Here is an 8,932-nt window from a genome sequence, read left to right on the forward strand (position 1 = left end):
ATCGAGCGCCTTGCGGCGCGTGCCTTTTGTCTCGCCTTTTGCGCGCGAAGGGCGCGCAACGGCTCGGGTGATTGCCTCCGGCGGGGATATTTGGGGACAGATGAAAGTCGCGGTCATGCCGCTTGTCCGAAATAGGCGGCGTGGATCGCTTCGCGGGTGACATCCTTTGCCGGTGCGGTCAGGGTAATCCGGCCCTCCATCATGCAGTAGACGCGGTCGGCGACGGAGAGGGCGCGGGAGATGTCCTGTTCGACGATGATCACGGCCGCGCCGGTCGCGCGGATCGCGGGGAGGGCGGCGTAGATGTCGCGGATGACGACGGGAGCAAGGCCGAGGCTGATCTCGTCGCAAAGGAGAAGTTCGGGGTTGGACATCAGCGCGCGGCCGATGGCGACCATCTGCTGCTGGCCGCCGGACAGGGCGGTGCCGGGGGAGTGGCGGCGCTCTTTCAGGATGGGGAAGAGGGAATAGATTTCCTTCAGCGACCAGCGGCCGGAGCCTTTGCGGACCTGGCCGCCGATCAGGAGGTTTTCTTCGACGCTGAGTGAGGGGAAAAGCTTGCGGCCTTCGGGGACCATGGCGATCCCGCGCTGCAGGATCTGGTCTGCGGGCATGGTGCCGATGGGGGTGCCGTTGTGCAGGATCATGCCGGGGGCGTTGCGAAGGACGCCGGTTATGGATCGCATCAAGGTGGATTTGCCAGCACCGTTCGCGCCGATGATCGCGACGCATTCGCCGGGGTCGACGTGGAGGTCGATGCCGAAGAGGGCCTTGAACTGGCCGTATTGGGCGGTGAGGCCGTGGGTGGAGATGAGGTGGGACATCAGACCTCCATCCCGAGGTAGATTTCGCGGACGTCTTTCGACGCCATGATGGTTTCGGGGTCGCCGATCCCGATGACGCGGCCGAAGTCGAGGACGAGGAGGCGCTCGACGACAGAGTTCAGGGCGTGGAGGACGTGTTCGATCCAGATGATCGTGACGCCCTTGGCATGAAGGCCCCTGATCGTGGCGACCAGCGCCTGGCATTCGCCCTCGGTCAGGCCGCCCGCGATTTCATCGAGGAGGAGAAGCTCGGGGCCGGTGGCCATCGCGCGGGCAAGTTCCAGGCGTTTTCGGTCGAGGAGCGAGAGGGTTCCGGCAAGCTGGTTGGCTTTCGGCAGAAGCTCGGTATCGCGCAGGATCGCGACACATTGGTCGGCAACCTCGGCCTCGCGCTTGTTCTGGCCGTAGGCGGCGGCGGTGAGGAGATTTTCGAAGGTGGTCAGGCCCTCGAAGGGTTGGGGGATCTGGAAGCTGCGGCCTAGCCCCAGGCGGACGCGGTCCATGGCGGGGGAGCGGGTGACGTCGTGGCTGAGGAGGGTGATGGTTCCGGCGTCGGGCAGGATGTTGCCGGTGATCAGGTTGAAGAGGGTGGATTTGCCGGCGCCATTCGGGCCGATGATGCCGAGCGCCTGACCCTTGGGGATGGAAAAGCTGACGTTGTCGGTCACCTTGAGGGCGCCGAAGTTTTTCGAGACGTTGACGAGTTCGAGAACGGTCACGGGCGGGGTCCTGAAAGAGGCCCCGGGTCAAGCCCGGGGCGCGAGGTTGGTTTGGCTGCCGTCAGGCCAGCGCCTCCATCGTGCCGCCGGTCGGGATGGCAGGGGCGGTCTGGTTGTCGACGATCACAAGGTCGAAGGTCCCGCCCTCTTTCCGCCGCCACTGGCCGCCGACCAGCGGGGTCTTGGTGACGTTGGTCTTGGCGAAGTCCGGCACGCCTTCACCGTTCCAGGCGACCTTGCCGACCATCGTGTCGAGGTCGGTCGCGGCGATGGCGGCGGCCACGGCATCCGCATCGGTCACGTCCGAGACGCGGCCCATCACGTTCGATGCCACCTCGAACAGCGAATGGACAAAGCCGATCGGCTGGGTCCAGGGGCGGCTGGTCTTGGCGGTGAAGTCGGCCGCCAGTTCCGCTGCCGACTGGCCGGTGAGCGAAGACTTGAACGGGTGGGTGTTCGACCACCAGACCTCGGACGAGAGGTTGTGGCCAGCCTCGCCCAGGGCTTCCACGGACTGCGGAAAGAGGATGGCCTTGGCGACGGTGATGATCTTGGGGTTGAAGCCCTGCTGCAGCGCCTGGTTGCGGAAGGTGGTGAAGTCGGGCGGGATCACGACGCCGGTGACGATCTCGGCATTGGCGGCTTTGAAGGCGTTGATCTGGGCGGTGAAGTCGTCGTTCAGGTTCTGGTAGCGACCGGGGTCGTTCAGGGTATAGCCCTGTGCGGCGAAACCGGGACCGACGCCCACGTTCGGGTCACCCCAGGCGTTGCCGTCGCCGTCGTTGGGGAAGAGGCCGCCGACCTGCTTGTTGGTCGGAATCTGGTTCCACATGTTCAGGAAGACGGCGATGACGTCTTCGAGGCCCCAGAAATAGTGGAAGGCGTAGTTGAAGGGCTTCCACGAGGCCGGGTCCCCGGGGTTGCCTTGCTGGCCGATGAACCAGGGCTGCCAGGGGGCCTTGGTGGAGATGACGGGCATCCCTTCCGCCTCGCAGGTCGTTGCGACGGGGTTGGTGGTTTCGGGGGTCGAGGCGACGATCATCAGGTTGATCTCGTCATCGACGATCAGTTCCTTGGCGACCGAGGCAGCGCGGTTCGGGTCGGACTGGCTGTCCTTGACGATGACCTCGAAGTTCTGGCCCACTTCCGTCGCAAGGAAGGCCTCGATGTTGTAGGCGTCGCTTTCGGCGAAACCTGCCAGGGGGCCGGACTGCGGGCTGACATAGCCGATGCGGATCTTCGCCCCTTGCGCGATGGCGGGGGCGAAGAGGCCGGGGGTGGCGAGGGCGAGGCCGGTGGCGGCGCCGGATGTCAGAAGCGTGCGTCTGGTGATCATGGTCGTTCCTCCCTTTTTTGGTTGGCTTCAGGCGGGGCAATGCCCGTCGAAAGCCTGTTGCAGCAGCTGTCGGATGCCGTCGCGGGTGACGGGGCGCGGGTTGGCGTAGGGGTTCTTCGTGGCGATCTCGGCCGCGCGGTCGAGGTCCTGGGCGGTCAGGCCAAGGTCAAAAAGGCGCATCGGGGCGTTCACCGATTTGGCGAAGTGCCAGAGGCCTTTCCCGGCGGAGCCGTGGCCGAAGGTGTCGGCGATGGGGTTCAGCAAGTCACCGACGGCGGGTTCGTTGTAGGCGGTGGTATGGGGTAGCAGGACGGCGTGAGTCTCGGCGTGGGGCAAGCCGAAGCTGCCGCCAAGGACATGGGCCAGCTTGTGATGCAGCGCCATCGTCACCTGACCAAGGGTCAGCGAGCAGCCCCAGGCGGCGTAAAGCGCCTTGGCGCGGGCTTCGGCGTTTTTCGGGTCCTGGATCAGGACCGGAAGGGCATCGCGGAAGGCGGTCATCGCGTCGCGCGACAGGGCCTCGGTCACCGGGTTGCGGTCGGGGGCGTAGAAGCCCTCCATCGCGTGGGCGATGGCGTTGAGGGCAGAGGTGACGGTCAGGGCGACCGGCAGGGTGAGGGTCAGGTCGACGTCATAGACCACCACCTCGGGCCGGATCGCGGGATCGCGGCGGGTGGTTTTCTCTCCCCCGGCAGTTTCGCCGAGGATGTCGGTCATTTCGGACCCCGCGTAGGTGGTGGGGATCACGACCTGGTCGGCCCCGGTGCGGACAGCGATGGCCTTGCCAAGGCCGGTAGTCGAGCCGCCGCCGAGGGAGACGACACAATCGGCCTTTGCGGCGTGGAAAGCGGCGATGGCTTCCTCGGTCACCTCGACCGGGGTGTGCATGGTGGCCCCGGCAAAGACTCCAGCGGCCTTGTCACCAAGCTTGTCGGCGAGGGCCTGCGCTTCGGCTTGCTGATGCGAGGTGGAAAGGACAAGGGCGCGGGTGTGGCCGAGGCGGGCGACCTCGTCCGGGACCTGCGCAAGGGTGCCGTGGCCGAAGACGACGCGGGTGGTGAGGCCGGGGAAGGTGAAGGGACGGGTCATCGGGGGGCCTCCAGTCGTGGTGTGCGGCCTTGGGCGAGGTCGGTGAGGAGGCCGTCAAGGAGGGCGATTTCGGTGGGGGAAACTTCGTGCGGGCGGGCGGGGAAGACGTCGGCCCGCAGCATGGCCTCGGCTTGCCCGAGGTCGGTGACGGTTTCGGCGAAGGCCTGAACGGGAATCCACGGATCGGCGCTTCCTGAGGACAGGTAGACGGGAAGGCCGGAGGGCAGGTTTGCGGGCCGTGTGTCGCCGGGCAAGCCGACGCGGCAGCCGGTGAAAGCCGCCACAGCGTCGGGAATGGCCTGGCCGGTGAAGGCGTGTTCAAGCGACAGGCAGGCGCCCTGGCTGAAACCGGCGAGGACGAGGGGGAGGCCGGGAGCCTTGGCGCGCAGGTCGGTGATGGCTTGGGCGATGCCTTGCAGGGAGGCGGAGAGTTCGGTCCGCGTCGCATCGGTCAGGGGGTCGATGGCGCGGGCGGTGTACCAGCTTTTGCCCTTGGCCCGGGGCAGGGCGAAGGCGACGTCGGGCGCGGAGAGGCGGTGGATCACCGCCGCCTCCATCTCCTCCGGGCTTTGGTTGCGGCCGTGGACGAAGATGCAAAGCACCTTCGCCCTGGCCGGAGCCGCGCCGAGGAAGACGATGTCCGCGATGCCCGGCATCAGAAGTTGGCCGCTTCCAGGCCCGCTTCCATCTCGGCCTGGCGGTCGGCGAACCACGGCGGGAAGACCAGCGACTTGCCGATGGCGTCGGCGGGTTCGTCCTTGGCCCAGCCTTCGGGAACGGTCCAGGCCAGTTCGAACATCGCGCCGCCGGGGCTACGCATGTACATCGACTTGAAGTACATCCGATCTTTTTGTTCGCTGACGTCGGTGTAGCCCATGCCTTCGAGGCGGGCCTTGAGGGCGATCTGGTTGTCTTCGTTCCCGGTGTTGAAGGCGAGGTGGTGGACCGTGCCACCGGCCAGCGTCCAGGTGCCCTGCGGGCTGTCGCGGTCGGTGATGAGCTCGATCACCGAGCGCAGGCCGTCGTTCTGCGGCACGATCCACATGCTGCCGTTGGCATCGGTGCCTTCGCGGCGGAACTGCATGCCGATATCCAGGAATTCCTCCATCGTGCCGGCATCCATCACGGCGACGGCCCCGCCATAGATGCCCTTGATCGCGACCTGGGCGGTGGTGCCCTGCGCCTCGTTCACGATGGGTTTGCGGGGGTCGTCGGGGTTTTCCACCAGCTCGTGCGGGATGCCGCAGGGATGGGCGAACATCACGCGGGTCAGGCCGAAGCGTTCCCCTTTGGTGGCCGGGATGCCGTGCCTGTTCAGCCGGTCGACCCAGTAATCCGCCGCCCCGACCGGGATCGCCTGCATGATGGTGCGGGTCTGGTTGGTGCCGCGGCGGCCGAAGATGCCGGGTTTCTTGAACGGGAAGGTGGTGATGATGGTCGAGGCGTCGCCGTGCTTTGAGCCGTAATAGAGGTGATAGACGGGCAGCACCCCGTCGAACAGCACCGTGCGCTTGACCGAATAAAGCCCAAGCGCCTTGGTGTAGAAGTCATAGTCTTCCTGCACGCCATGCGTGCTCATCGTCAGGTGGTGATAGCCGGAGACGAGGGCCATAAGCGTCATCCTTCTGTTGGGTGGTCTGCTGGTTGAAGTGAAACGGCGGGCTCGCGGTCAAGGATCAGCCCAACGTCAAGGGTGAAGCCAGAGCCGGCGGGGCTGAACTCGCCCACGAGGCCCGGTTTGACGGCAAAGAGGGCGTCGCGGCCGATGGCCGGGTCGCTGCCGTCGAAGATGGCGGTCACCAGGCGACGATGGTCCGCAGCCGTGACGGCAAAATGGATATGGGCAGGCCGGTCAAGGGACAGGCCGATGCGGCGTGCCAATTGGCCGACCGGACCGTCGCCGGGCAAGGCATAACCGCCCGGCCGGACGGTGCGAAAGTGGAAGCGACCCTTCGCATCGGTCCGGAAGCGCCCGCGCAGATTGTGCTCGGGCTGGTTGTCCGGGTCCTGATTTTCATAGCGCCCCTCGGCATTGGCGTGCCAGACCTCGACCTGCGCTCCGGGCAGCGGCTCGCCCGCGGGTCCGGTGACGCGGCCCGTCACGGCCAATGGTGCCCCCTGACCGTCACGGCAAAGGTTGGCGCCCAAATCAAGTGCGGGAGCATCGTCGCGGTAGAAGGGGCCGGGAAGTGTAGACGGCGTTACGCCTTTGCCGGTTCCGGCACCGTCGCAGAGGACGCCGTCCGAAAGACCGAAGATGTCGGCCAGAAGCACCCATTCCTGACGGCGGGCGTCGGTCGCATAGCCGACGTCGGTCAGGAACTGGACCAGCGCGTCCAGTTCGGCCGGTGAGGGACGCAGCGTGGCGATGACAGCGAAGACGTGGGCCACGATCAGGCGCACCGCCTCGGCCAAGCGGCCGGGTGCGGCGGTGTCCAGCCGGTGCCGCAGCTCTGCTGCGACCCGCTCGCTTTCGGAACTGGGGCCATGCCCGTCCATTCGCCATCCCTCCCGTGGTGAAAGAAGGCTAGGCTGACCCGTCGGGCTGAGTGATGACTTTATGGAAAATCAATATACCATTCCGGTATGAAACTGAACGAAGCGCATCTGATGCAGCTTTCCGCCGTGGTGGATGCCGGCAGCGTCAGCAAAGGCGCTGCTGCGCTTGGCCTGTCCCAACCGGCCCTGTCGAGGTCGCTGGCACAGCTGGAGGCGCGGGTTGGCAAACCGCTGTTCATCCGCGACCGGCGACCGCTGCAGGCCACGCCGCTGGGACTGCAGCTTGCAGCGCACGGGCGACGCATTCTGCTGGAAAGCCGCCGCGCGACAGAGGCGGTGCAAAGCCTGCTGCGGGGCACCCGGGGCCTGGTGCGCGTGGGGGGCGTGCCATTCTTCATGGATGCGATGATCAGCCGGATCATCGCGGCATTCCAGAACCAGCATCCCGACGTGGATTTCGAGCAAAGCTACGGAAATCTTGCAGAAGTGGCGTCCGGTCTGCGGGCGGATCAGCTGGACATCGGCATCGTGCCCCTGGGCCTGTCGGGCGAACCGGAAGGGCTGTCGTTCCGGGCAATCCTTGCGGCGCGCAATGTGGTCTGCTGCAGGGTCGGGCATCCGTTACAGCACAGCAAGCGCCTGTCGACGGGGGAATTGGGCCGATACCCTTGGATCGCGCCACTGCCCGGCTCGCCCCTTCTGGCGGACCTTTTCGCCATCCGCTCGTCACTGGGGTCGATCGAGCTGAACATCCGCTACTCGGGCGGGTCGTTGCTTTCGGTCATAAACTACATGTCGGAAACGGATGCCCTTGCCATCCTGCCGTTCTCGGTCTGGTTTGCGGAACGCAAGCAGAACCGTATTGCCGTCCTGCCCGTCGACATTCCCCAACCGCAGCGCAACCTCGGAATTCTTCGGGGCGCAGGGCCGCGAACGAACCCCGCTGCCGAGGCGTTTGCGGACTTCGTCGTGCAGTCCTTCGAAACCATGCAGCAGCTTATCTCGCGGCACGAGAATGCTGTCGTATGGCGGCGCTGAACGGGATCTGAAGCGGCGGGTGACACAGGGCACTGCTCAAATTCCTTGCAACCACGCAGGGCCGATCTCGTTCAGACAGCGTGGTGTTCGAGAACAAGCTCAAGTGCACGACAGGCTGTCCGAAACACTGCGTCAGCGTTGACATGCCGCTGCCAAGATTTTCCGCAGCATGTCTCCGCATCCGCACCACGGATCAGTGCCAGACACACCGCGTCACCCCGAAACTCCCGCGTCGGTCTGTTCCTGCTTCCCAGGGAACACTTCAAGGCTCCGGAGTTGCTGCTCTGCACAAGACAGGGGCAAGCCCAGACACGCACCGCGACCGTTGCAGGGAAACAACTGGTTGACGATCCACATTGCTCGGATTTGGGAGGGCGCAATTGGCTCTGTTGCAAACCAGGCGCATCCCTACTACAGCGCGATGCTGCGCGACACACGCCACTCACTGGACGATGCCGAGCGCGCAGGGTTGCGGGACCTAGCGTCGAGCCCGGGCGGCTTCACGCTGGTGGTGGAACTCGCGGAGGCCTACCTTGCGACCTATTTGAAGGTGACCATCGCAGGCTACCCGCTCCGCTTGCGGGCCGATAAGCTGGCGACGGTCGACCTGGCACAGACCGAGGATTCGCGCAGCGAGGAGGTTCGCGACTTCATCGTCCACCGCGAGGGTCAGATCGGCCTGATCGTGGCGCAGGCGCTGGCGGGCCTGAGCAAGGTCGAGATCGACGTCCTGCACCTGGCGAGCCACTTCCCGCCGGACCAAATGTGCTTGGCTGGCTCTGCAGCGCGGCAGGTGTGGAGCACCCCGACCTGAAGACGACGCCTGATGACCGGGAGGGCCCATGGGACGCCGTGACAGCCCGCTTGGTCGGTCTCCGCCTGCTGGCCGAGACGAAAACTACGGGACCCTACCGCCTGCACCGGATGGTACTGGATCATTTTGCGGCGGGGGGCCTGGATGGACCGATTGGCGCGGGATCGGGAGGTGGTAATCTAAGCTGTAGGCAGTTGGAAGCGCGATGGAAGTGGAGGGGTTTGGGTGGCGGGCGCGCCCCGAGACCTGAAGTGCGTTCTGGCCTTCCTTCTCTGCGCTGATCGACACATTTTTGGCTGAGGGATGCGTTGACGACACTGTGCTGTCTGAGTGATTGCTTGCACCTCAATCTGCATTATTCGGCAAGGGAAGATATGCCCGACACATCGTGGGCTGGCGGGTCAGCACCTCGGCATATGCGGGGTTCGTTCTAGATGCCTTGGAGCAGGCGGTGCATGATCGCCGACCCGGAAAAGGGCATGGGACTGGTTCACCACAGCGACCGCGGCAGCCAGTATCTGTCCATCCGTTACACGGAACGCCTCGCAGAAGCAGGTATCGAACCCTCAGTCGGCAGCGTCGGCGACAGCTATGACAATGCACTGGCCGAGAC

At 65.4% G+C, this 8,932-nt stretch carries 9 protein-coding genes and 1 pseudogene; 3 read left to right on the top strand and 7 right to left on the bottom strand.

Annotated elements, in window-relative coordinates:
- Positions 1-113: 113 nt before the first annotated feature.
- From U1E69_RS18665 to U1E69_RS18695, 7 genes are all read right to left on the bottom strand, one after another.
- Positions 114-824, bottom strand: coding sequence for an ABC transporter ATP-binding protein (locus U1E69_RS18665; RefSeq protein WP_322245923.1), 711 nt, complete (start codon positions 822-824; stop codon positions 114-116).
- Positions 824-1,543: an ABC transporter ATP-binding protein gene (locus U1E69_RS18670; RefSeq protein WP_322245924.1), complete on the bottom strand. Its 720-nt coding sequence runs from the start codon at positions 1,541-1,543 to the stop codon at positions 824-826. Before U1E69_RS18670 ends, U1E69_RS18665 begins: the two co-directional genes overlap by 1 nt.
- Before the next feature lie 61 nt (positions 1,544-1,604).
- On the bottom strand, positions 1,605-2,879 hold the full coding sequence (locus tag U1E69_RS18675; protein ID WP_322245925.1) for an ABC transporter substrate-binding protein: 1,275 nt from the start codon (positions 2,877-2,879) through the stop codon (positions 1,605-1,607).
- Positions 2,880-2,906: 27 nt separating this feature from the next.
- A complete protein-coding gene (locus tag U1E69_RS18680; RefSeq protein ID WP_322245926.1) occupies positions 2,907-3,968 on the bottom strand; it encodes a maleylacetate reductase in 1,062 nt (353 codons plus the stop codon).
- Positions 3,965-4,624 (bottom strand): hypothetical protein, encoded by a 660-nt coding sequence (locus U1E69_RS18685; RefSeq protein ID WP_322245927.1) that lies wholly within the window; start codon positions 4,622-4,624, stop codon positions 3,965-3,967. The genes U1E69_RS18680 and U1E69_RS18685 overlap by 4 nt, the downstream gene beginning before the upstream one ends.
- The gene (locus U1E69_RS18690) at positions 4,624-5,589 is read right to left on the bottom strand and encodes a VOC family protein (protein WP_322245928.1); all 966 of its coding nucleotides are present in this window, start codon (positions 5,587-5,589) and stop codon (positions 4,624-4,626) included. Before U1E69_RS18690 ends, U1E69_RS18685 begins: the two co-directional genes overlap by 1 nt.
- Positions 5,586-6,467: a dioxygenase gene (locus U1E69_RS18695; protein WP_322245929.1), complete on the bottom strand. Its 882-nt coding sequence runs from the start codon at positions 6,465-6,467 to the stop codon at positions 5,586-5,588. The genes U1E69_RS18690 and U1E69_RS18695 overlap by 4 nt, the downstream gene beginning before the upstream one ends.
- Before the next feature lie 87 nt (positions 6,468-6,554).
- On the opposite strand from U1E69_RS18695, the gene U1E69_RS18700 reads away from it, so the two are divergent.
- From U1E69_RS18700 to U1E69_RS18710, 3 genes and pseudogenes are all read left to right on the top strand, one after another.
- Positions 6,555-7,505, top strand: a complete 951-nt coding sequence (locus tag U1E69_RS18700; RefSeq protein ID WP_322245930.1) for a LysR family transcriptional regulator — start codon at positions 6,555-6,557, stop codon at positions 7,503-7,505.
- A gap of 343 nt (positions 7,506-7,848) precedes the next feature.
- Positions 7,849-8,319 (top strand): hypothetical protein, encoded by a 471-nt coding sequence (locus U1E69_RS18705; RefSeq protein ID WP_322245931.1) that lies wholly within the window; start codon positions 7,849-7,851, stop codon positions 8,317-8,319.
- A 373-nt stretch (positions 8,320-8,692) separates the two neighbouring features.
- Positions 8,693-8,932 (top strand): annotated as a pseudogene (locus U1E69_RS18710) (DDE-type integrase/transposase/recombinase); the annotation flags it as partial.

The sequence above is a fragment of the Tabrizicola sp. genome (assembly GCF_034366665.1).
Taxonomy (GTDB): Bacteria; Pseudomonadota; Alphaproteobacteria; order Rhodobacterales; family Rhodobacteraceae; genus Tabrizicola.